Below are 21,932 nucleotides of genomic sequence, written 5' to 3' on the forward strand. Positions count from 1 at the left end.
GAAGTGGTCGTAGCTGGATCGATGGCACCGGGCGACCGGTGCCGGGACGGAGGGAGACTCCAATGACTTCACCGACGCTCACCCGCCCCGAACTGACCGCTGCCGACCGATGCGACCGGTGTGGAGCTGCGGCCCAGGTTCGAGCCATTCTCAGCACCGGTGGCGAGTTGCTCTTCTGTGGTCACCACGCCCGCGCACACGAGACGAAGCTCAAGGAAATGTCCGCGGACATTCAGCGGTAGTCCACCAGTCCACGACCACCCGGCGGCCGGCTACTCCCCAGGGAGAGAGCCGGCCGCCCTGTTTTTTGCCTGCGGCCGCCCTGGTTTTGCCCTGGAAACACATACAGACAGTATGTATGTTACTTGTCATGACTACCGACCTCCTGGGCGAGACGCACGAGGTGGACCTCGGCGGCGCCCGCATCCGCTACCGCGACCGCGGCGAAGGCCCTCCCGTGGTCTTCGTGCACGGACTGCTGACCGACGGCCTGCTCTGGCGCAAAGTGGCCCCCGCGATCGCCGACGCCGGCTTCCGCTGCCTGACCCCGGACTGGCCACTGGGATCGCACGAGATCCCGGTCCCCGGCGCCGACCTGAGCCCGCCCGGGGTCGCCGCGCTGATCGCGCGGTTCCTCGAAGTGCTCGACCTGACCGACGCCACCCTGGTCGCGAACGACACCGGCGGCGCGCTCACCCAGCTGCTCATGACCACGTCCCCGGAACGGGTGGGCCGCGTCGTGCTGACGCCGTCGGACTGCTTCGACCACTTCCTGCCGCCGGCGTTCTCGGCACTGAGCCCGCTGGCACGGATCCCCGGCGGGACGTGGGCGGCGATCCAAGCCTTGCGCTGGCACTGGCTGCTCAAGAAGACGGACTTCGCCTGGCTCACCAAGCGCCCCGTGCCGGACCACGTCCTCGACGCCTACCTGCTGCCCAGCAGGCGGAGCCGGGAGATCCGGGACGACCTGCGCCGGTTCATGGCGAGCGTCGACAAGCGCTACACGCTGACCGCGGCCGAGCGGCTGCCCGCGTTCGGGAAACCGGTCCTGCTGCTCTGGGCACCCGAGGACCGGCACTTCCCGCTGTGGCTGGGTTGCAAGCTCGCCGACGTGCTGCCGAACGCCGAGCTGAAGACGATCGAGGACTCCTACACCTTCGTGCCGGAGGACCAGCCGGAGCGGCTGGGCGACCTGGTGGTGGAATTCATGCGTGCCCACGCCACGACGTAGCCAGACCGAACGATCGCAGTCGACGCAGACCGCGTTGATCACGGCGGCGCGGAAGCTGTTCGCCGACCCGGGCTACGCCGCCGTGCCCGCCGACGAGATCGTCCGGGCGGCGGGCGTCACCCGCGGTGCGCTGTACCACCACTTCGGCGACAAACAGGGGCTGTTCCGCGCCGTGATCGAGCAGATCGAAACGGAGATCACCGAGGAGCTCCGGGCGTTCGGGCAGCCGTCGGACGATCCGTGGTCGGCGGCCATCGGCGCGCTGGGCCACTTCCTGGACCTGTGCCTGCGGCCCGAGGTGGTGCGGATCTCGCTCACCGACGCCATCTCCGTCCTCGGCTGGGCGGAATGGCGCGAGCTGGAGAACCGGTACGGGCTGGGCCTGATCACGGAGTTCCTGGAGTCGGTCGCCGCGGAAGGGCGGCTGGTCGACGGACCGATCCCGGAGCTGGCCCAGCTGGTGCTGAGCGCCTGCGCCGAGGCGGCGTTGATGATCGCGCACGCCGAAGACCGTGAAGCGGCGAAGGAGAAATCCCTCACCGCTCTGGTGGCGCTGCTGTCCGGCCTCGTCAAAGAACGCGTTTAGTCCTCTGGATGCGGTAGTTGCGTGCGCAAGGACCGCATCCAGAGGACTAAACGCGAGCTAGACGGTGTCCAAAATCATTTCGAACGCCGCCTCGGCCGCCCCGAGCAGCTTCACGTCCGCCCCGAGCGCGGAGCTCACGATCTGCGTCCCGCCGACGGCCCGGCTGACCAGGCTCCGCCGCCGCACCTCGGCCGCCACCGACCGGACGACCGAATCGGGCAGTACGGTGAGCAGATCGCCCAGCACGACCAGCTGCGGGCCGAGCAGGTTGACCACGTTCACCAGGCCCAGCGTCAGCCATTCCGCGAACTCGGAGAGCCGTTCCTCGGCCGCGTGCGGGTCGCGGCCCAGTTCACGCAGCTCGAACAGGATCGCCCCGCGCGGGGTGTCCTCGGGCAGGTCGAGCGCGCGGCACAGCGCCGCTTCGCCGACCTCGGTCTCCCAGCAGCCGCTGGATCCGCAGTAGCAGGGACGGCCGCCCGGCCGGATCGCCATGTGCCCGATCTCGCCGACGTAGCCGGCGCCCCCGCGCAGCGACGAGCCGTCCGCGATGATCCCTCCCCCGACACCGACGTCGGCGGAGACGTACACGGCGTCGGACGAGCCCCGCGCGGCGCCGCGCAGATGTTCGGCGATGGCCCCGAGTTCGGCGTCGTTGCCGACCAGGATGGGGATGCGCAGCACACCGCCGAGCCGTTCCCCGAGCGCCACGTCGGTCCAGCGCAGGTTGGGCGCCTCGTGGACGTGCCCGTCCGCCCGGCGGACGACGCCGGGCACGGACACCCCCGCGGCGATCGGCTGCACGCCGAGGTCGCCCGCCAGCACGGTGGTCGACTCGATCACGTGCGTGATCACCTCGTCGGCCTCCCGCATCCGGCCGCGGAGGTTCCAGCTGTTGCGCCCGAGGATCTGGCCGCCGAACCCGACCAGCGCGATCGCCACGTGTTCGACCTGGAGGTCGACCGCGAGCACCACCGCCGCGTGCGGCTGCGGCAGGACCAGGAGCGAGGGGCGGCCCGCCCCTCGTCCCGGCCTGGGGACCCGTTCCTCGACGACACCCGCTTCCGCGAGGCCGTCGACGAGGGTCTTGATGGTGCTGCGGTTGAGCCCCAGCTCGGTGGCCAGGGTCGCCCTGGTGCTCGGGCCGCTGACGTGCAGCAGCCGGAGCAAGGTCGTGCGGTTGTGCCTGCGCACCTCGTCTGGTCGTGCAACGGGTGTGCTGGTCACGGACTTCATCATTCCATGCGGACTCAGCGCGGCGACGCAGCCGCGCGGCGCCGGGACAGCGCGTCCACCGTTGCCGCGAGCAGCAGCACCAGACCGGTGACGATGTTGACCACCGCCGCCGACTGTTTGAGCAGGCCGAGCGCGTTCTCGACGACCGCGAGCACGAGGCCACCGATCACCGCGTCGACGACCCGGCCCTTGCCGCCGAACAGCGACGTGCCACCGATGACGGCGGCGCCGACCGCGAACAGCAGCGTGTTGAGGCCACCGGCCTGCGGGTCGACCGAACCGACCTTCGACGAGTAGACGATCGCGCCGACCGCCGCCACCGCCGAGCAGATGACGAACACCGAGGCGCGGATCTTCTCGACGTTGATACCGGCGCGGCGGGCCGCCTCGCGGTTGCCGCCGACGGCGTAGATGTGGCGGCCGTACTGCGTGCGGTTGAGCACGTAGGTGCCGAGCACCAGCAGCGCGAGCACGATCGGCACGACGTACGGGACACCCGAGATCACGATGTTCGGGTTGGGCGCGCGGTTGAGCGTCAGCAGGTACGTCGCGATCGCGGCGACCACGGCGATCGCGCCGACCTTGAACAGCACCATCGGCGTCGGCTGGGTGACCAGTCCGCGCTTGAGCCGCGAGAAGTGCTGGCCAAGGGACACCGCGGCGAAACCACCGGCGGCGATCAGGAACAGGACCCAGCTGCCCACTGTGGACAGATTGCCGTTGGCGACCTTGAACAGCACGTCCGAGGTGCTGATGCCGAGCGTGCCGCCCTCACCGATGAACTGGAGGATGACCCCTTGCCAGGCGAGGAAGAGCGCCAGCGTCACGACGAACGACGGCATGCCGATCTTGGAGACGAGGAACCCGGTGAGGACACCGATCGCGCCACCGACGCTGATCGCGAGCAGGATCTCGATCCACGGGTTGGCCGCGGTTCCCGAGAGCACGAGCGCGATGGCGAGCACGGCGAAGCCGACGCCCGCCCAGATCCGCAGGATCACGCCGAGCAGGGCGGCGATCGCGAGCACGACGAGGAACGCGATGAACACGCCGTTCCCCATACCGCCCAACAGGTTTCCGTTGCGCACGTAGTGCATGGCGAGCACGGCGGCGGTGACCCCGGACGCGGTGCCCGCGGACAGGTCGATCTCGCCGAGCAGCAGCACGAACACGATGCCCATCGCGATGATCGCCTTGCCGGCGCCCTGCGCCATCAGGTTCGCGATGTTGTTCATCGTCAGGAAGGTGTCCGACAGCGAGGCGAACACGATCACCAGCACGAGCAGGCCGAGCAGCGCCGGGAGCGAACCCAGCTGTCCCGCCTTGAGCCGGGAGATGTAGTCACCGACGGCCTCGCGCGTCGACATCGATGTCGTGTCGATGCCGAAGTCCGTGATGGCCGCCGACGGGTTGAGCGCGGCGGCCGCCGACTTGCCCCCCTCCGGCGAGGCGGGCTTTGCAGGTGTCTCAGTCATTTCCGGTTCTTTCTCGCCTCGTACTAGAGGACGGCGGCTTCGGGGCGGGCAAGGCCGAGGTCGCCGGAACGGCCGGCGGTGATCAGTTCCACGACCTGGCCGTGGGTGACGTCCTTGGTGTGCACCTCGGCGACGAGACGGCCGAGGTAGAGCACGGCGATGCGGTCGGCGACCTCGAAGACGTCGGCCATGTTGTGGCTGATCAGCACCACACCGAGGCCCTGTTCCGCGAGGCGGCGGACGAGGTCGAGCACCTGACGGGTCTGCGCGACACCGAGCGCGGCGGTCGGCTCGTCGAGCAGGACCACCTTCGAGTCCCACAGCACGGATTTGGCGATCGCGACGGTCTGCCGCTGCCCACCCGAGAGCGCCGAAACGGGCGTGCGGACGGACTTCACGGTGCGGACCGAAAGCGAGGCGAGCGTCTCGCGGGCCGCCTTCTCCATGCTGGCCTCGTCGAGCAGCCATTTGCTGCCACGTTCCCGGCCGAGGAACATGTTCTGCACGATGTCGAGGTTCTCGGCCAGGGCGAGATCCTGGTAGACGACCTCGATCCCCAGGTCCGCGGCGTCACGCGGGCCGTGGATGTTCACCGGCTTGCCCTGGAACGTCACCGTTCCCGAGTCGTAGCCGTGGATGCCGGCGATCGACTTGACCAAAGTGGACTTGCCGGCACCGTTGTCGCCGACCAGCGCGGTGACCTCACCGGCGCGCACGTTGAAGTCCACGTCGTGGAGGACGTGGACCGGCCCGAAGCTCTTGTTCAGCTGCTTCAGTTCGAGGATGGGTTCACTCATGGGGGTTCTCGAATTCTCCCGGCTGGATACCGGGCCGGGGCGCGCTGTGTCCGAGTGCGCCCCGGCCCGGTGGTCTGGGTTTGACGGGTCAGGAGATACCGAGCTGCGTGCAGGCCGCGGCCAGGTCGCCGCCGCAGATCTCGGCCGCCTTGACGTAGCCCTGCGTCACGACCTCCTTGACGCCGTCCTTGGTGGTCAGCTTCGGCTCGAGGAGCACGGACTTGACCTCACGGTTGCCCTTCGGGTCCTTCGCCTTGCCGGTGGCCAGCGCGTCGGCGCCCGCCTTGTCGCCCTTGGCCAGCAGGACGGCGAGCTTCGCCGCGGCCTCGGCCTCTTCCTTGATCGGCTTGAAGACCGTCATGTACTGGTCGCCGCGCAGGATCGCCATGAGGCCGTCCGCGGTGGCGTCCTGGCCGGTGACCGGGACCTTGCCGTTGAGGCCGTTCTTCTTCAGCACGGTGATGACCGCGCCGGCGAGACCGTCGTTCGCGGCGACGACGCCGTCGACCTTGCCCTTGTTGTCGGTCAGGATCTGCTCGAAGGTCTGACCGCCCTTCTGGTTGTCCCAGTTGTCGATCGCCTGCTCGCGCACGAGCTTCAGGTCGTTGCTGGCGAACTTCGGCTGCAGGACGGACTTCTGGCCGTTGGCGAACAGCGTCGCGTTGTTGTCGGTCGGGGCACCCTCGATCATGACGACCTCGGCGCCCTTCTTGTCCTTCAGCGCGTCGGCGAGGCCCTGGCCCTGGAGCTGGCCGACCTTCTCGTTGTCGAACGAGACGTAGTAGTCGGAGCTGCCGCCGAGGTTCAGGCGGTCGTAGTCGATCGTCGGGATGCCCGCGGCCTGCGCCTTGCGGGCGACCGCCGCGCCGACCTCGCCGTTGATGGCGGCGATGATCAGGACCTTGACGTTCTGCGCGATCATGCCGTCGGCCAGCGTGGTGAACTTCTGGACGTCGCCCTGGGCGTTCTGGACGTCGGCGTCGAAGCCCGCGTCCTTGAGCGCCTTGGTCAGGAACGGCTTGTCGAAGGACTCCCAGCGCGCGGAGGTGGCGGTCTCCGGCAGGATGACGCCGACCTTGCCGCCGGCGGCGGCGCCACCCGGGGCGGGCGCGGACTGCGAGGAGTTGCCGCTGTTGCCCGAGTCGGCGGTGTTGGCGCCGCAGGCGGAGAGCACCAGGCCGGCGCCCACCGTCGCGGCGAGGAGGGTAAGGGTTCTGCTGCGCATCCTCGTTCCTTCCGGATCTTGCTCGCGGGCGGCGATCCAGAGGGACCGGTCGCACCATCGCGCATATGTTGTGGGCGACAACATATGCCGCCGAACGGGTTTCGCGGAAGACGGCTGAATCGATTAAGCCTCATCAAATGGACACGGTTTGGCAACGTGGCCGTAGCAAGACGTACGAAGTCTAGGTCCGCTGACGGTGTGACCGCCACCACTCACTCAGTGTGATCGGCGCTGTTGATCGCCTCGGTCCCTGGATGCAATGAAGGGGCCTTTCATAGCAAAATTCGCTATGAAAGGCCCCTTCATTGCGCTTGGTACGGAGAGGTCACCAGGAACGCAGGGTGACGATCCGCTCTTCGAGCTGTTCCACCGAAGCCATCGCGGTCGGCGGTCCGCCGCAGACCCGGCGCAGTTCGTTGTGGATCGCGCCGTGCGGCTTCCGCGTCCGGTGGTGGTGCACGCCCACCAGCGCGTTCAGCTCCTTGCGCAGGGCACCGAGCCGCTCGCTGACCGACTGCGGGCGCGCGACCGGCGCGGCCTCCTCGGCCTTGGGCTTGCGCCGCTTCTCGTCGGAGAGCTGCTCCTCCTGCCGCTTCCGCAGCAGGGCGCGGACCTGGTCCGGTTCGAGCAGCCCCGGCAGGCCGAGGTACTCCTGCTCCTCGTCGGAACCGGAGAACACCGCGGTGCCGAAGGAGTTGCCGTCGTAGATGACCTGGTCGAGTTCGGCGGAGGCGCCCAGCGAGGTGAACGCCTTCTCCTCCTCGCCCGGCTCGTCCTCGGTGCGGTTGGCCTGGGCGAGGAGTTCGTCGTCCCAGCCGTCCTTCTCGCGATGCGGCTTGCCGAGGACGTGGTCGCGCTGCGCCTCCAGCTCACTGGCCAGTTCCAGCAGCACCGGCACGCTCGGCAGGAAGACCGAAGCCGTCTCGCCGGGTTTGCGCGAACGCACGTACCGGCCGATGGCCTGCGCGAAGAACAGCGGGGTCGACGCGCTCGTGGCATAGACGCCGACGGCCAGGCGCGGGACGTCGACGCCCTCGGACACCATCCGGACCGCGACCAGCCAGCGGTCGGTCGAATCGGAGAACTCCTTGATCCGCCCGGACGCCTTGGGGTCGTCGGAGAGGACGACCGTCGGGTTCTGGCCGGAGATCCGCTGCAGGATCTTGGCGTAGGCGCGTGCCGAGTCCTGGTCGGTGGCGATCACCAGACCGCCGGCGTCCGGGATGCCGTTGGCGCGGAGCTGCGCGAGACGCGTGTCCGCGGCCTGGAGCACCGAAGGGACCCACTCGCCCGCCGGGTCGAGCGCGGTGCGCCAGGCCCGCGCGTTCTGCTCGGCGGTCAGCGGCTCGCCGAGCCGCGCGGTGAACTCCTCCCCCGCGCTCGTGCGCCAGGAGGCCTCGCCGGAGTAGGCGAGGAAGACGACGGGCCGGACCACGCCGTCGGCGAGCGCGTCGGCGTAGCCGTAGGAATGGTCGGCCTTGCTGCGCTGGAAGCCCGAACCGTCGGGCTCGTAGGTGACGAACGGGATCTGCGAGTCGTCACTGCGGAACGGCGTCCCGGTCAGCGCGAGCCGCCGGACGGCGGGCGTGAACGCCTCGCGGACCGCGTCGCCCCAGGACTTCGCGTCCCCGCCGTGGTGGATCTCGTCCAGGATGACCAGCGTCTTGCGGTTCTCGGTGCGCACGCGGTGCAGCGTCGGATGCGCCGCGACCTGCGCGTAGGTCACCGCGACACCTTGATAGTCGCGCGAGGTGACCCCGGTGCCGTTGCGGAAGTTCGAGTCGATCGCGATGCCCGCGGCCGCCGCCGAGGCGGCCCACTGGTGCTTCAGGTGTTCCGTCGGCGCGACGATGGTGATCTTCTCGATGGTCCGGTCGCTCAGCAGCTCGGCGGCGATCCGGAGACCGAACACCGTCTTGCCCGCGCCCGGCGTCGCGACGGCCAGGAAGTCCTGCGGTTTCTTCGTCAGGTACTTCGTCAGCGCTCGCCGCTGCCAGGCACGCAGCGGTCGGGCGGTGCTGTCCTTCGCCGCAGGAGGCGCGCCAAGCTCGCCTCGACCGCGTTCAACCGTTTCCGACATGCCGGTTCCCCACCTCCTTCACCGAAAACCCCTGGTCATCCGCCTTGCTACAAGCGAAAACCCCCACTTGGGTATCCGGCCGCGACGCCGGCGCCTGAGGTGAGGGCACTCCGAAGAGCCTACCTGCCGGGCCCGTGGAACGCCTGAAGCGCCACCCCCGTTGTCGGGTTACTCACCCGAAAAACCAGGGGTGGCGAGCCGAATGCCGCAGCATGGACCATGCTGGACACCGTCAAGGGCGCTCGGCGCCGGCGGAGGAGCTGCATGAGCGAGGAGAACGGCCGTCCCGAAGCGGCCGCCGAGGTCGCGAAGGCCCGCAGAGGTCCGTTGCGCCTGCTCAGCCGCACGCTCAACAAGGCCTGGGAAGGCAACATCTTCTCCGAGGCCGCCGAAGCCGCGTTCTGGCAGACGCTGTCACTGCCGCCGCTGCTGCTGGGACTCCTCGGCTGCCTCGGCTTCGTCGGCGACTGGTTCGGCCAGGAGGTCGTGGTCGCGGTCCACGACCGGATCATCACCTTCAGCAAGACGATCTTCAGCGACAACGCCGTCCACGACATCATCGAACCGACGGTCAACAGCATCCTGTTCGTCGGCAAGGGCGAGATCGTCTCCGTCGGCTTCCTGATCTCCCTGTGGGCGGGTTCGTCGGCGATGTCGTCGTTCGTCGACGCGATCACCGTGGCGCACGACCAGTACGGCGTCCGCAACGACGTCTGGCAGCGGATCTTCGCGCTGCTGCTGTACCTGGCCGGACTGGTCATCCTGGTGGTCGGGCTGCCGCTGCTGGCGATCGGGCCGGACCTGCTCCCCCAGTTCTTTCCCACCGACTGGCGCGACACGGTGTCGTACTGGGTCGGCACGCTGTACTACCCGGTGCTGGCCGTGATGATCGTGCTGGCGCTGACCACGCTGTACAAGCTCGCCCTGCCGCGACGGCTGCCGTGGCACCGCGGGCTGCCGGGCGCGATGCTCGCCATGGTCGTGTTCCTGCTTTCCAGTATCGGGCTGCGGATCTACCTGAACTGGATCACCAAGACCGGGTACACCTACGGCGCGCTCGCCGCGCCGATCGCGTTCCTGCTGTTGATGTTCTTCATCGGGCTCGCGGTGGTCGGCGGCGCGTACTTCAACAGCGCGATCCAGGAACTGTGGCCCGCCAAGGCGACGAAACGGCAGCGCCGGAAATGGCGCAGGCTGGAAATGGAACGCGCCAGCGAACGGATCCGCGCCGAGGAGGGCCGCAAACTGTGGGAACGGACGACGGTCCCGCTCCGCCGTCCCCGCCAGAACGGCGATTCTCCCGACAGTGACGGCGAACACGCATCGGAACAATCGGTGAACGAAGAAACGCAGAGCGAAGCCGATCAGGTGACGGAACGGCGAAGTTGACTCCGTTCGGTCGCTGAACTCATCCCGAAGTCGTACTCCGATTCCACCCGTGGTGTGAATCCAGTCCACCCCCCGCCATGAAAAGCTCGCGGTAATCCGTACGTTCCCGAGTTGTCTTTCTGGGGGATCCCGTCATGTCCACGCTGGCCAGACTGAGCCTGCGCAACCGAAGTCTCATCGGGCTGCTCGCCCTGGTGGTGATCGGCTTCGGCGCGTTCGCCCTGCCGCAGCTGAAGCAGCAGCTGTTCCCGTCCCTGCAATTCCCGCAGGCGCAGATCATCACGCCGTATGCGGGCGCGTCACCGGACGCGGTCGACCGTCAGGTCACCGAGCCGCTCGAAAGCGGCCTCCAGGGCCTGAAAGGGCTCGAAGAACTGAACTCGACGTCATCGGAGGGGCTGTCGCGGATCACCGCGCAGTTCGAGTTCGGCACGGACATCGACGCGGCCGTCGGGCAGATCCAGCGCGTCGTCGACGGGGTCGAGGCCCGGCTGCCGCAGAACAGCGAGCCGTCGGTGTCGGCGGGGTCCACCGACGACCTCCCGGTCGTGCTGCTCGCCGCCGGGACCACCGGCGACCCGCAGGCGCTCGCGCCCGCGCTGACCGGGGAGGTCGCGCCGGAGCTGCGCAAGATCGACGGCGTCCGCGACGTCGAGGTGACCGGCGCGCGGCAGCCGCGGGTCACGATCGCGCTGGACTACGCGAAGCTGGCCGCGGCGGGTGTCGACCCGTCGTCGATCGCCACCACCCTGCAGACCGCCGGTACCGCGGTCCCGGCCGGGACGCTGACCGAGGGCGACAAGACGCTCACCGTCCAGGTCGGCGGGGGGCCGACCACGGTGGACACGATCAAGAACCTCTACCTGACGCCGTCGGCCACCCCGGCGTCGCGCCCCGGGGCCCAGGCGCCCAAACCCGCACCGGTCAAACTCGGTGACGTCGCCGACGTCCAGGCCGGGTTCGCGCCGGCGACGTCGATCACGCGCACCAACGGCAAACCGAGCCTCGGCCTGTCGATCACCATGGTGGAGAACGGGAACGCGGTCGCGATCTCGGAAGCGGTACGGGACAAGCTGCCCGATCTGTCGAAGAAGATCGGCGCCGAGATGAGCGTCGTGTTCGACCAGGGCACCCCGGTCAAGGACGCGATCAGCGGCCTGACCACCGAAGGGCTGCTGGGGCTGGCGTTCGCGGTCGTGGTGATCCTGCTGTTCCTGATGTCGCTGCGCTCGACGCTCGTGACGGCGGTGTCGATCCCGCTCTCGGTGGTCGTGGCGCTCCTGGCGTTGTGGACCGGCGATCTGTCGCTGAACCTGCTCACGCTCGGCGCGCTCACCATCGCCATCGGCCGGGTCGTCGACGACTCGATCGTGGTGCTGGAGAACATCAAACGACATCTGGCGTACGGCGAGGGGAAGCAGCGCGCGGTCCTCGACGGCGTACGCGAGGTGGCGGGAGCCGTGACCTCGTCCACCCTCACCACCGTCGCGGTGTTCCTGCCGATCGCGTTCGTGGGCGGGCTCGTCGGCGAGCTGTTCTCGCCGTTCGCGATCACGGTCACCGTGGCGCTGCTGGCGTCGCTGCTGGTCTCGCTGACCATCGTGCCGGTGCTCGCGTACTGGTTCCTCAAGCCGCCCAAGACTCCCGCGAACGAGCACGAAGCCGAGCTCACGCGGCAGGCGGCCGAGGACAAGGAGCGGCGCGGGCTGCTGCAGCGCGGGTACGTGCCGGTGATCCGGTTCGCCACCCGGCGCCGGGTGGCCGTGGTCCTGCTGGCGCTGATCATCTTCGGCGGCACGGTCGGGCTGGCGTCGCAGCTGAACACGAACTTCCTCGACCAGTCCGGCTCGACGACGCTGAGCCTTTCGCAGAAGCTGCCGCCCGGCACCAGCCCCGAGGCCAAGGAGAAGGCCGCCGGCGCGGTGGAGCAGGCGCTCGCCGCCGAACCGGCCGTCGAGACCTACCAGGTCAGCATCGGCGGCGGGAACTTCTTCGGCGGTGGCGGGACGGCGACGAGCATCCAGGTCACCGTCGCCAAGGACACCGACCTCGACGCGCTCTCGGATCGCTTGCGGGGCAAGCTGGACAAGCCGGAACTCGGCGAGGTCAAGATCGGCGCGGAAGCGGGCGGGTTCAACTCGGACCAGGTGTCGATCACCGTCACCGCACCCGACGAGGCCGCGCTGAAGCCGGCCGCCGAGCAGATCCGCCAGGCCCTGTCCGGGGTGCCGGACCTGACCGAGGTGACCAGTGACCTCGCGCAGGGCGCGCCGCGTGTGCAGGTCGAGGTCGACGCCGCCAAGGCCGCCGCGAGCGGGCTTTCGGCGACCACGATCGGCCAGATCGCGAACCAGGCCATCGCCGGCCGCACCGTGACCCAGCTGCCGGTGGACGGCCAGCGCACGGACATCGTGCTGCGCGCGGGTTCGGCCCCGGTGTCGGTCGACGCGGTGAAGGCACTGCCGATCCCGGGCGCGGCCGGCGTCGTCCGGCTGGATTCCGTCGCGAACGTGTCCACTGTGGACGGCCCGGTCGCGGTGCACCGCACCTCGGGTGAGCTGAGCACCACGGTCACCGCCAAGAACACCGGCGCGGACCTGGCCGCCACCACGAAGGCCATCCAGTCCAAATTGGACGGACTGACCTTCACCGGTGGTGCGGCGTACAAGCTCGGCGGGGTCAGCGAGGACCAGCAGGAGGCCTTCGGGAACCTCTTCCTCGCGCTGCTGGCCGCGGTCGCGATCGTGTACCTGATCATGGTGGCGACGTTCCGCAGCCTGATCCAGCCGCTGATCCTGCTGGTGTCGATCCCGTTCGCGGCGACCGGCGCGATCGGGCTGCTGCTGGCCACCGGGACCGCGCTCGGCCTGCCCGCGCTGATCGGGATGCTGATGCTCGTCGGCATCGTGGTGACCAACGCGATCGTGCTGATCGACCTGATCAACCAGTACCGGGCTTCGGGGATGAGCGTCGCGGACGCCGTCGTCGAAGGCGGCAGGCGGCGGCTGCGGCCGATCCTGATGACCGCGGCGGCGACCATCTTCGCGCTGGTCCCGATGGCGCTCGGCCTGACCGGCCAGGGCGGGTTCATCGGGCAGCCGCTGGCGATCGTGGTCATCGGCGGGCTGGTCAGCTCGACCCTGCTGACGCTGATCCTGGTGCCGACGCTGTACACGACGGTCGAGACGCGGAAAGAGAAGCGTCGAGCGAAGAAGGAGGCCCGCCGGGCGCGGACCTCTTCGGAGGCGCCCGCTTCGGAAACGCTGACGCCGGAGCCGTCCGCGTAGACCTGGGGGCGGGGGGGCAGGAAGGCACGCCGGGCCTGGTGGGGGCTCGGCGTGCCTTTCGCTCTTTGACCGAACCCGGAACTCACGTGCTTGGAGCCGTGACTCACGTGATTGGAGCCGGTACGCGTTCGATCACGCGAGTTCCGCCTTCAAGCACGCGAGTTCGGCGTCTGAGCACCGGTCAGGACTTCCGGAACCGCCAGGTCTTGCTGTCGAAAGCCACGCACCACGAAGGCGACAGCACGACCACCCGCAGGGTCCCGTCGGCGGCCACGTCGATGCCCTCGGTCTCGAAGTTCCCGCTACAGGTGCTCTTCAACGGCAGCTGCCCCAGCGAGGTCACCCGCCCGGTCACGTCCGAACCGGACAGCGCCCCGGAGAGATCCACCTGCAGCAACGGCTTGGTCGTCCCGAAGAGCGAGCCCTCGGGGTCGTCGGACGAGCACAGCAGGCGCGTCGCGGTGGCGAAGTCGCAGCCCTGGATGTCCCGCACCGGCCTGTCGAGCCGGATCGCGGACGAGTACGGCAGGTTCGCGGACGGGTTCGTGTGCGCGACGCCGGGCATCGGGTGCACGAGGAGCCGGTCCATCGTGCCCCACTCACCCGCCACCATCCAGCGCGCGTCGGGCGTCACGGCGGCGAACGAGTTGTTGTTCGCTTCCCACGACTCCAGCGCGTGCTTGTAGTTCGCCCATTTCCCGTCGGGCGACTCGACGCGGAAGAGCTTCTCTCCCCGGTCGTCACGCTGGTACGGCTCGACGTACCAGCCCTGGGCGGAGCCCGGGTCGCCGACGTGACCCCAGCCCTGGGAGGAGAGGTCCACGGGGACGGTGGTGATCCCGGTGTAGCGGTAGACGGTCCCGGACGGCCGCTCGATGGTGGCCAGGCCCTGGCCCTCGTCGAGCGGGCGGGCGTTGTCCGAACCGACCGTGGTCCAGCCGGTCACGGCTTGGGCGGCGGCGGGTGAGAACACCGCGACCAACGCGGCGATGGCGAGCACGATCCCGGTTCTACGCATGAAGGCTCCGTCCCGGCGGGGTTTCGCTGGCGGGTACTGATTACCAGCGAATACCGGGACGGGCAGCCACCATGTGAAGGATTTTCAGATTTTGTCCGGTTTCGGACACCGGACGGCCATGGCTCAGTCGCCCGGCTTGAGCCCGTCGTAGATCTTCTTGCAGTCCGGGCAGACCGGCGAACCGGGCTTCGCCGACTTCGTCACCGGGAAGACCTCGCCGCACAGCGCCACCACGTGCGTGCCCATGACCGCGCTTTCGGCGATCTTGTTCTTGCGCACGTAGTGGAACATCTTCGGCGAATCGTCGTCGGTGCCGTCGGTGCCCTCGGGACGGGTATCCGGCTTCGGAAGGGTCTGTGTACTCACCCCTCCATAATGCCCCAAATCCTCCTGCGCACACCGCCGACCTGGCAGGATCTCGCCCATGTTCCAGAAGGTGCTCGCGACATTCGGTTCGGGCGGGGCGAAGATCGACGCCCGGCTGCTCGACCGCACGGTCTCCCCCGGCAGACCCTTGCGCGGTGAGGTCCTGCTGCTCGGCGGCGAAGTCGATCAAGAGATCAACGGCCTTTCGGTGAAGCTGCTCGCCAGGGTCACCCTCCCGGACGAGCGCGCCCCCGGTGTCGAGGACCTCGAGTTCGGCACCCAGCAGCTGGCGGGCAGCGAGCGGATCGGGCCGGGTCAGCAGGTCCGGATCCCGTTCGAGGTCGCCCTGCCGTGGGAGACGCCGATCTCCAGCGTCTTCGGCAAACCGCTGAACGGCATGGCCGTCGGCCTCCAGACCAGCCTCGACATCGCGAACTCCGTCACCGATCCGGTCGACGTCGACGGCGCCGCGATCGAGCCGCTGCCCGCGCAGAAGCGGATCCTGGACGCCTTCAGCCGGATCGGCTTCGTCTTCCGCGAGGCCTTGCTGGAACGCGGCCGGATCAACGGCGCGACGCAGCAGCTCCCGTTCTTCCAGGAGATCCGGTTCACCCCCTCGCCGCGATTCGCGACCGTCTTCACCTCGGTGGCGGTGACCTTCCTGTCGTCGCCGTCGGAGACCCAGGTCGTGCTGGAGGTGACCAAACGCGTCCGCGTGTCCAAGAGCGGCGGGTTCGGCGGCCGCGGCCAGGAGTTCCTCGGCCTGTTCAAGGTCGACCACGCCGCGCTGGACCGGGTCAACTGGGAGCCGCAGCTCGAAGGCTGGCTGCACGAGGTGGCCAAAGCGCGCGGAATCTTCGACTGATGGACTGGCCGACCGCGATCACCAGGCTCGGTGGCGATCACCTGATCGCCGCCGTGGCGTGGAACGACCTCCAGACCCGCTACGCCGAGCCGCATCGCCGCTATCACGATCTGCGGCACGTCACCGCCGTCGCCCGCGACAGCGGCGCCCTCGCCGTCGCCTTCGGCCTGAGTGCCCGCGAGCGGGCCCTCGTCGCCGTCGCCGCCTGGACGCACGACGTCGTCTACGACGCCCGCCCCGGCGAGGACGAGCAGGCGAGCGCGGCCTGGACCCGCGACGAGCTCACCAACGCCCGGGTACCGGCGGCCGAAGTCACCCGCGCGGAGGACCTCGTGCTCAGCACGATCCACCACGCCGCCCCGGACGACGACCTCCTCGCCACCGCCCTGCTCGACGCCGACCTCGCGATCCTCGGCTCTTCGCCGGAGAGCTACGACGAGTACGCGAAGGGCGTCCGCGAGGAGTACTCGATCTACTCGGACGAGGACTGGCGCGCCGGCCGCGCGAGCGTGCTGGAGAACCTGCTGGCCCGGCCGCGGCTGTACCGCAGCGACATCGCGCGGGCACGCTGGGAAAGCAAGGCGCGCGAGAACCTGGCGAACGAACTGACCCGCTGGCGTGGCGCGGAGCCGGATCACCGATGATGTTCGTCCGTGACTCCGCAACTGTCCCTTCACGAAGAGGTCGCCTCCGCCCTCGCCGACGGTGATCCCGTCGTCGCGCTGGAGAGCACCATCCTCTCCCACGGTCTCCCGCCCGGCCGCAATCTCGACGTCGCCCGGCGGCTGGAGAAGGTCGTCCGGGACGGTGGCGCCGTCCCCGCGACCATCGCCGTGCTCGACGGCGTCCCGCTGATCGGCCTCACCGGCGAGCAGCTGGAACGCGTCTGCGCGCCCGGCGCGGACCTGGACAAGCTCTCCCTGCGCGACATCGGCCCGGCCGTCGGCCTCGGCCGCTCCGGGGCGACGACGGTCGCGAGCACCGCGGCGCTGGCCGCCGCGGCCGGGATCGGCATGTTCGCCACCGGCGGGCTGGGCGGCGTACACCAGGGCGCGGCGCTGAGCTGGGACGTCTCGGCGGATCTGGGCGTGCTCGCGAAGGTGCCGACCACGGTCGTCTGCTCCGGGGTGAAGTCGGTGCTCGACATCGCCGCGACGCTCGAACTGCTGGAGACCAACTCGGTGCCCGTGCTGGGTTACCGCACCGGCGAGTTCCCCGCGTTCTACCTCCGCTCGTCCGGTTTCGAGGTGCCGTGGCGGGTCGACGACGCCGCGCAGGCCGCCGCCGTCATCGCGGCGCACCGCTCGCACGCGGATTCCGGTGTGCTGCTGGCGAATCCGATCCCCGAAGCGTCCGAAATGGACAAAGAACTGCACGACCGGCTGCTCGCCGAGGGGCTGGAGTTGCTGAAGTCCCAAGGGGTGCACGGCAAGGAGGTCACGCCGGTGCTGCTGGAGCACTTCCACACCGCGAGCGGCGGGGTGAGCCTCGACGCGAACGAGGCGCTGGTGCTGTCCAACGCGGAACTGGCCACCGCGGTGGCCGTCGCGCTCGCCGGGAACGCGGCATGAGCGGCAACGGCGGCATCGTGGTCGTCGGCGACGTCGGCCTCGACGTGGTCGCGCGCCACGAGGGCCCCATCCCGCACGGCGGCGACATCCGCGCGAAGGTCCACTTCACCAGTGGCGGCGCGGGCGCGAACACCGCGCTCTGGCTGCGGGCCGAAGAGGTGGAGACCACGCTCGTCGCGCGGATCGGCGACGACTCCGGCGGCCGCATGGTGAAGAGCGAGCTGGAGGCGGCGGGCGTCCGGTGCGAGTTCGCCGTGGACCCCGAGGAGCCGACGTTCTGCGTCGTCGTGCTCGTCGACGGCGCCGGTGAGCGGAGCATGCTCGCCGACCGCGCGGCGAACGCGAGGTTCAGCCCTTCCGACATCACCGAGCAGGCGCTGCGCGGTGCGAGCCACCTGCACCTCTCGGGCTACGTCCTGCTGTACCCGTCGTCCCGGCCCGCGGCGCTCGCCTCGCTGGCGGCGGCGAAGAAGGCCGGGCTGACGACGTCGGTCGACCCGCAGGCGGCGACGCTGATCACCGATCCGGCGGCCTTCCTCGACGACGTGCGCGGCGTCGACCTGCTGATGCCGAACACGAGCGAGCTGGTCGCGCTGACCGGGTCGAGCGATCCCGAGGCGGCGAAGGAACTGCTGGACTACGTGGGCGAGGTCGTGGTCACCGCCGGTCTCGACGGCGCCAGCTGGGTGGACGCGAGCGGGACCATCACTTCGGTGCCTTCGCAGCCGGCGGAGTGCGTCGACTCGACCGGTGCGGGGGACGCCTTCGACGCCGGTGTACTGGCGGCGTGGCTGCGCGGCGAGTCCACCGTGGAGGTCCTGCGCGCGGGCACCCGGCTGGGCGCCCGCGCCGTGGCGAAGGTCGGGCCGCAGCCGTAGTCCCTCACCGAACGCTATGAAAGGCCCCTTCATCGCAAAATTTGCAATGAAGGGGCCTTTCATGTCGCGCGGCTGCACGCGCGAAACGGGTCAGCCGCCGTCGATGACGCGGTGAGTGGTGCCTTCGATCCGGGTCGGTTCGGCCTGGTAGCGGTTGACCGACTCGCTCTTGCGCGGCGGCCGGTCGTTGGCGACCAGGACGGCGATCCACGGCAGCGGGATCGAGATGGCGATCAGCGCCAGCGCCAGCCACCAGGTCTGGTAGAAGATCCCGGCGAGGATGAGGCACGGGATGCGGAACGACATCATGATGATGTACTTCCGCTTCCGTTTGGCGAGCTGGTCTTCGTAGGACGGGGCGGCTTCGGTGATCAGCACCGGAGCGGGTTCCCTCGGTTCGGGACCGTGGGCGGGCGCGTTCACAGCACCACCTCCGGCTTCCATGCTCCCACTCCCCGGGCTCATCCGACACCTGGGTGGGTGAACCGGTGCAGGGCCGCGACCACGAGCGTCTCGACGCCTGCCGAAAGCGTCGGATGCGGGATCGGTGCGAAGAGCGGCGAGTGGTTCGACGGGATGTCCTGTTCGAACCGCCCGGCGGTCATCGCGGCGATGACCTGCTCCGCGTCCAGGCCGCCGACCAGCCAGAACACCGACGGTACCCCGGCGGCGCGGCCGAATTCGCTGAAGTCCTCGCTGCCGGTGATCAGCGGCGCGGGCATCACCCGGCCCTCGCCGAAATGGTCGAGGAAAGCCGCGGCGAGGCCTTCGGTGGCCTTCTCGTCGTTCTCGGTGACCGGGAACGTGCCGATCCGCTCGATCTCCGGCGATTTCGGCGCGCCCGCGGTGGCGGCCTCGCCGTGGACGATCCGCTCGACGGCCGCGACGACCCTCTCCCGCACCGCCTGGTCGAACGACCGGATGTTGACCTCGAGGACGGCCTGGTCGGAGATGATGTTGTGCGCGGTCCCGACGTGCAGCGAGCCGACGGTCACCACCGCCGACTCGGTCGCCGAGATCTCCCGCGAGACGATGGTCTGCAGTTTGAGCACCACCGACGCGGCGAGCACGGCGGGATCGACCGTGGTCTCGGGGCGCGAGCCGTGCCCGCCCCGGCCGTGCAGGGTGATGCGGAGCGCGTCCGTGGCCGCCATGATCACGCCGGGCCTGGTCAGCACCCAGCCCGCCGGACCCGGGACGACGTGCTGGCCGAGCACGACGTCGGGTTCGCCCGCGGGCCCGAAGACCCCGTCCCGGACCATCCCGGCGGCGCCGTCACCGGCCTCCTCCCCCGGCTGGAACACGACCATCAGCGTGCCGGACCAGTGCTCGCGCCCGGACGCGAGCAGCGAGGCGGCGCCGGAGAGCCAGGTGGCGTGCATGTCATGGCCGCAGGCGTGCATCACCGGGACGTCGCGGCCTTCGGCGTCGACCCCGCGCGCGGTGCTCGCGTACGGCAGTCCGGTCTTCTCCTCGACCGGCAGCGCGTCGATGTCGGCGCGCAGCATCACCTTCGGGCCGGGCCCGTTGCGCAGCACGCCCAGGACGCCGGTGCGCCCGATGCCGGCGTGCACCTCGTACCCGTCGGCCTCCAGGCGCCGGGCCAGTTCGGCGGCGGTGCGGGTTTCGGCGAACGACAGCTCCGGGTGCCGGTGGAGGTCGGTGTACAGGTCTTCCAATCCGGGCAGCGCCGCCTGCAGCGGTGCCAGGACACTTTCGAGGCTCACGACCACATCCTGGCAGTATTACCGACTGTGAGCACACGAGCGGCCCTTCCCGACCTGTCCGACGACGTCTGCGCGAGGCTGCGGGACGCCTTCCGCCGGACCGGTTACGACACCGACGGCGTGGTCGACGCCCTCGGACCGGCGCACGCCGCCCTCGGCCGTGGCGAACCCGAACTCGCCTACCGCGCGACCCGCGACGCGGGTGAGCTCGGAACGCTGATCCGGCTGTTCCTGCTGGGGTCGACCGAAGCGGAGAAGGACGTCGAGGCCGCTTTCGCGCCACTGTCCCTCGATGACGCGGTGGCCGCCACGCTGCTCGTGCCCGCCACCGACGGCTACCGGGCCGGTCTCGACGTCCGCCCGCACGGCGACGACGAAGGCTCGTGGTGGGTCGTCAACGACCTCGACGCCGACATCCTGGGCCAGCTCGTGCCCGAGGACCACGTGCTCGGCGTCGGGCACGCGTCGCTCAGCCTGATCCGGGCCACCAGCCGCCGCGAGGTCGGCAGCCTGCTCGACGTCGGCACCGGCAACGGCGTCCAGGCGCTGCACGCCACCCGGCACGCGAAGAAGGTCACCGCGACCGACGTCTCGGCCCGCGCGCTGGCACTGGCCGCGGCTACCTTCCGGCTCAACGAGCTGGACGTCGAACTCGTGCGCGGCGAATGGTTCGCGCCGGTCGCGCGGCGCCGGTTCGACCAGATCGTCTGCAATCCGCCGTTCGTGGTGGGCCCGCCGCGGGTCGACTACACCTACCGCGACTCCGGCCTCGCCGGTGACGACGCCAGCGCGCTCGTGGTGCGGCAGCTGCCCGGGTTCCTCAACGACGGCGGCACCGGCCAGCTCCTGGCGTCCTGGCTGCACGTCGAGGGCGAGGACTGGGGCGATCGGGTGACCCGCTGGCTGCCCGCCGAGACCGACGCGTGGTTCGTCCAGCGGGACATCGCGGATCCGGGGCTCTACGTCGGCACGTGGCTGCGCGACGCCGGCATCGACCCCCGCTCCCCCGAAGGCCGCGCGAAATCCGGCGCCTGGCTCGACTGGTTCGCCGAAAACGACGTCCAGGGCATCGGTTTCGGCTTCGTCACCCTCCGCCGGGCGTCCGGCGCGACCCCGACGATCGTGTGCGAGGACCTGCGCCAGGCCTACGACGACCCGCTGGGCGCCGAGGCGGCGAACTGGCTGGATCGGGTGGAATGGCTGCGCGCCAACGGCGATTCCCTCCTCGATGTCCGTTTCCGGGTCCCGGAAAGCGTTCTTCTGGAGAGCGTCGCCGAGCCGGGCGAAGAGGGCTGGGCCACCACCGTCCAGCGGTTGCACCGCACCGACGGGCCCGGGTGGTCACACGAGGTCGACGAACTCGCCACTCGGCTGCTCGCGGGCTGCCAGGGCGCGCTGCCGCTGGAGGACCTGATCGTGCTCCTGGCGGCCGCTCAGGGCCTCGAACCGGGCGAACTGGCCGAAGCCGCGCTGCCGGTGGTGCGTGAGCTGGTCCGGCACGGCATGCTCCTCCCCGCCGCCTGATGCGGGCGGTGGTGGCGAGGGTCACGGAAGCGAGCGTGACCGTCGGCGACGAGGTGACGGGCGCCATCTACGAGCCGGGTTTGCTGGTACTGCTGGGAATCCACGTGGACGATGAGACATCGGCCGCGTCCAAGGTGGCGACGATGGCCCGCAAACTGCACGAAGCTCGCATTCTTCGCGACGAAGAGTCCTGCGCCACCACCGGCGCCCCTCTGCTCGTCGTAAGCCAGTTCACCCTCTACGGGGACACCCGCAAAGGCCGCCGTCCGTCGTGGACGGCGGCCGCCCGCCCCGAAATCGCCGAACCCCTCGTGACCGCCGTCGTCGACGCCTTGCGCGAACGCGGCGCGCGGGTCGAGACGGGCCGTTTCGGGGCGATGATGGCGGTGCGGAGCGTGAACGACGGTCCGTTCACCCTCCTCATAGAGGTCTAGACCACATCGGTTTCTCCCGCGCGCGGGCATTCTCAGGAAAAGCTCAGGGTTGGTCGAGCAACGCCCCAGGTCAGCCACCCGTCTCTCCTGTAGCGGCCGGGAACGTTTTCGGACCTCCCGGCGTTGAGCCAAGTGTCCAGCCAAGCTGGGCCGACGAGGAGTAGCGGGTTTTCCACAGGGCTTGCTACGCCGAGGCGGATCCGGCGGACACACCGCAGCACGTTCAGCCCGTGACCGGGGAGG

At 69.7% G+C, this 21,932-nt stretch carries 20 protein-coding genes; 11 read left to right on the top strand and 9 right to left on the bottom strand.

The window, feature by feature from the left end; translation table 11 throughout:
* Positions 1 to 62 precede the first annotated feature (62 nt).
* The 3 genes from IE302_RS42705 to IE302_RS10655 all read left to right on the top strand — a co-directional run bounded on the left by IE302_RS42705 (position 63) and on the right by IE302_RS10655 (position 1,817).
* Positions 63 to 242 (top strand): DUF7455 domain-containing protein, encoded by a 180-nt coding sequence (locus IE302_RS42705; RefSeq protein ID WP_016332937.1) that lies wholly within the window; start codon positions 63 to 65, stop codon positions 240 to 242.
* Positions 243 to 370: 128 nt separating this feature from the next.
* A complete protein-coding gene (locus IE302_RS10650) occupies positions 371 to 1,231 on the top strand; it encodes an alpha/beta fold hydrolase (protein WP_191254274.1) in 861 nt (286 codons plus the stop codon).
* Positions 1,212 to 1,817, top strand: coding sequence for a TetR/AcrR family transcriptional regulator (locus tag IE302_RS10655; protein ID WP_191254275.1), 606 nt, complete (start codon positions 1,212 to 1,214; stop codon positions 1,815 to 1,817). Before IE302_RS10650 ends, IE302_RS10655 begins: the two co-directional genes overlap by 20 nt.
* 57 nt (positions 1,818 to 1,874) lie before the next feature.
* On the opposite strand, the gene IE302_RS10660 is transcribed toward IE302_RS10655, so the two are convergent.
* The 5 genes from IE302_RS10660 to IE302_RS10680 form a co-directional block, all read right to left on the bottom strand.
* Positions 1,875 to 3,056: an ROK family transcriptional regulator gene (locus IE302_RS10660; protein ID WP_051072030.1), complete on the bottom strand. Its 1,182-nt coding sequence runs from the start codon at positions 3,054 to 3,056 to the stop codon at positions 1,875 to 1,877.
* 11 nt (positions 3,057 to 3,067) lie between these two features.
* On the bottom strand, positions 3,068 to 4,528 hold the full coding sequence (locus IE302_RS10665; RefSeq protein WP_191254277.1) for a sugar ABC transporter permease: 1,461 nt from the start codon (positions 4,526 to 4,528) through the stop codon (positions 3,068 to 3,070).
* A 23-nt stretch (positions 4,529 to 4,551) separates the two neighbouring features.
* Positions 4,552 to 5,325 (bottom strand): ATP-binding cassette domain-containing protein, encoded by a 774-nt coding sequence (locus tag IE302_RS10670; RefSeq protein ID WP_020637409.1) that lies wholly within the window; start codon positions 5,323 to 5,325, stop codon positions 4,552 to 4,554.
* An 88-nt stretch (positions 5,326 to 5,413) separates the two neighbouring features.
* On the bottom strand, positions 5,414 to 6,550 hold the full coding sequence (locus IE302_RS10675) for a sugar ABC transporter substrate-binding protein (protein WP_005164480.1): 1,137 nt from the start codon (positions 6,548 to 6,550) through the stop codon (positions 5,414 to 5,416).
* 325 nt (positions 6,551 to 6,875) lie between these two features.
* On the bottom strand, positions 6,876 to 8,630 hold the full coding sequence (locus tag IE302_RS10680; RefSeq protein ID WP_191254279.1) for a DEAD/DEAH box helicase: 1,755 nt from the start codon (positions 8,628 to 8,630) through the stop codon (positions 6,876 to 6,878).
* Positions 8,631 to 8,894: 264 nt separating this feature from the next.
* Between IE302_RS10680 and IE302_RS10685 the strand changes: the two genes are divergently transcribed.
* Both IE302_RS10685 and IE302_RS10690 read left to right on the top strand, forming a co-directional pair.
* The gene (locus tag IE302_RS10685; RefSeq protein WP_191254281.1) at positions 8,895 to 10,019 is read left to right on the top strand and encodes a YihY/virulence factor BrkB family protein; all 1,125 of its coding nucleotides are present in this window, start codon (positions 8,895 to 8,897) and stop codon (positions 10,017 to 10,019) included.
* Between the two features lie 134 nt (positions 10,020 to 10,153).
* Complete coding sequence (locus IE302_RS10690; RefSeq protein ID WP_191254282.1) at positions 10,154 to 13,306, top strand: efflux RND transporter permease subunit; 3,153 nt, start codon at positions 10,154 to 10,156, stop codon at positions 13,304 to 13,306.
* Positions 13,307 to 13,487: 181 nt separating this feature from the next.
* Here the strand turns inward: IE302_RS10690 and IE302_RS10695 are convergent, their stop codons facing one another.
* The gene (locus IE302_RS10695; RefSeq protein WP_191254283.1) at positions 13,488 to 14,324 is read right to left on the bottom strand and encodes a hypothetical protein; all 837 of its coding nucleotides are present in this window, start codon (positions 14,322 to 14,324) and stop codon (positions 13,488 to 13,490) included.
* A 123-nt stretch (positions 14,325 to 14,447) separates the two neighbouring features.
* Positions 14,448 to 14,690 carry a DUF3039 domain-containing protein gene (locus IE302_RS10700; RefSeq protein WP_007033595.1) on the bottom strand — a complete coding sequence of 81 codons (243 nt, stop codon included), beginning with the start codon at positions 14,688 to 14,690 and terminating at the stop codon, positions 14,448 to 14,450.
* Between the two features lie 58 nt (positions 14,691 to 14,748).
* Between IE302_RS10700 and IE302_RS10705 the strand changes: the two genes are divergently transcribed.
* From IE302_RS10705 to IE302_RS10720, 4 genes are read left to right on the top strand one after another with little or no spacing between them, the layout of a single operon-like run.
* Complete coding sequence (locus tag IE302_RS10705; RefSeq protein ID WP_191254284.1) at positions 14,749 to 15,555, top strand: sporulation protein; 807 nt, start codon at positions 14,749 to 14,751, stop codon at positions 15,553 to 15,555.
* Complete coding sequence (locus IE302_RS10710; RefSeq protein ID WP_191254285.1) at positions 15,555 to 16,199, top strand: HD domain-containing protein; 645 nt, start codon at positions 15,555 to 15,557, stop codon at positions 16,197 to 16,199. Before IE302_RS10705 ends, IE302_RS10710 begins: the two co-directional genes overlap by 1 nt.
* A gap of 9 nt (positions 16,200 to 16,208) precedes the next feature.
* Positions 16,209 to 17,126, top strand: a complete 918-nt coding sequence (locus IE302_RS10715) for a pseudouridine-5'-phosphate glycosidase (RefSeq protein ID WP_191254286.1) — start codon at positions 16,209 to 16,211, stop codon at positions 17,124 to 17,126.
* Entirely contained in the window at positions 17,123 to 18,004 is an 882-nt protein-coding gene (locus IE302_RS10720; RefSeq protein ID WP_191254287.1) for a carbohydrate kinase family protein, read from the top strand. The genes IE302_RS10715 and IE302_RS10720 overlap by 4 nt, the downstream gene beginning before the upstream one ends.
* A 90-nt stretch (positions 18,005 to 18,094) precedes the next feature.
* On the opposite strand, the gene IE302_RS10725 is transcribed toward IE302_RS10720, so the two are convergent.
* On the bottom strand, positions 18,095 to 18,448 hold the full coding sequence (locus IE302_RS10725; protein WP_191254288.1) for a DUF3099 domain-containing protein: 354 nt from the start codon (positions 18,446 to 18,448) through the stop codon (positions 18,095 to 18,097).
* A 17-nt stretch (positions 18,449 to 18,465) separates the two neighbouring features.
* On the bottom strand, positions 18,466 to 19,731 hold the full coding sequence (locus tag IE302_RS10730; protein ID WP_191254290.1) for an amidohydrolase: 1,266 nt from the start codon (positions 19,729 to 19,731) through the stop codon (positions 18,466 to 18,468).
* A gap of 27 nt (positions 19,732 to 19,758) precedes the next feature.
* Here IE302_RS10730 and IE302_RS10735 point away from each other — a divergent pair, with 27 nt between their 5' ends.
* Entirely contained in the window at positions 19,759 to 21,255 is a 1,497-nt protein-coding gene (locus tag IE302_RS10735) for a DUF7782 domain-containing protein (protein WP_191254291.1), read from the top strand.
* Positions 21,255 to 21,689, top strand: a complete 435-nt coding sequence (dtd, locus tag IE302_RS10740) for a D-aminoacyl-tRNA deacylase (protein ID WP_191254293.1) — start codon at positions 21,255 to 21,257, stop codon at positions 21,687 to 21,689. Before IE302_RS10735 ends, dtd begins: the two co-directional genes overlap by 1 nt.
* Positions 21,690 to 21,932 lie beyond the last annotated feature (243 nt).

Origin of the sequence: Amycolatopsis oliviviridis (assembly GCF_014654365.1) — a bacterium.
GTDB classification, from domain to species: Bacteria; Actinomycetota; Actinomycetes; order Mycobacteriales; family Pseudonocardiaceae; genus Amycolatopsis; species Amycolatopsis oliviviridis.